Here is a 756-nt window from a genome sequence, read left to right as displayed (position 1 = left end):
GGCAGCGGTCAAGCCGCCACAAGCGGCTGTGGTGGTGCCGGCACCGGCGCCTCCCGTGCTTGCCGCGGCGACGTCGCAGCCCGTTGCACCGCCGCCGGCGCCAAGCTTGGAGATTTCGAGACTGGAGACGTTGAGCCCCGGTCCGCCGCGGGTTGACCTGGAGCGCATCGACCAGCCGAAGACCGCCGCGCTCGAACCGCCGCGCATCGAGCCGCCGGTCATCGTCCCGGGCGCCGAGATCAATCAGACCGCAGCGGTGGCGCAGATCGGCGCTGACGAAGGCCATGCGCCGCTCGGTGAATGGGAGAGCGCCGGCGCCAAGGGCACGGTCCGCATAGAGCGCTGTGGAGCTACGCTGTGCGGCTACGCGCTCAGCGAAGCGACGAGCCGGGGCGAGAGCGTGCTCGTCAACATGAAGCCGAAGAAGCACAATGTCTGGACCGGCAGCATCTACAGCCGCTCCAGCGGCAACACCTACTACGCCACGATGACGCTGAAGAGCTCCGGCAAGCTGCACGTCGAAGCCTGCGCGCTCGGCCGCTTCTGGTGCTCCGGCAACGACTGGACGCGGGTCGATGCGCCACGGGAGGAGCTGATCACGACGTCACCTCAATGGAGCGCGCGGTCGTAGCTCGCGGCGATGCGCATTGTTGTGCCCTCGCCCCTTGTGGGAGAGGGCAGCTCCGCTGGTCGACACGAATTCACTTGGGTGAGGGGTTGTCTCCACAAGCACTGTGCCGCGAGGATAGAACCCCT

At 67.7% G+C, this 756-nt stretch carries 1 protein-coding gene; it reads left to right on the top strand.

Annotated elements, in window-relative coordinates; translation table 11 throughout:
* Positions 1–631: DUF2147 domain-containing protein (locus tag XF30_RS30235; RefSeq protein ID WP_244609047.1), on the top strand; the 631-nt coding region annotated here is incomplete at its 5' end.
* Positions 632–756: the final 125 nt, after the last annotated feature.

Source organism: Bradyrhizobium sp. SUTN9-2 (assembly GCF_003122645.1).
GTDB lineage: Bacteria > Pseudomonadota > Alphaproteobacteria > Rhizobiales > Xanthobacteraceae > Bradyrhizobium > Bradyrhizobium yuanmingense.
The sequence above is the reverse complement of the archived record's forward strand: the minus strand, read 5'-3'. Positions and strand labels throughout refer to the sequence as shown.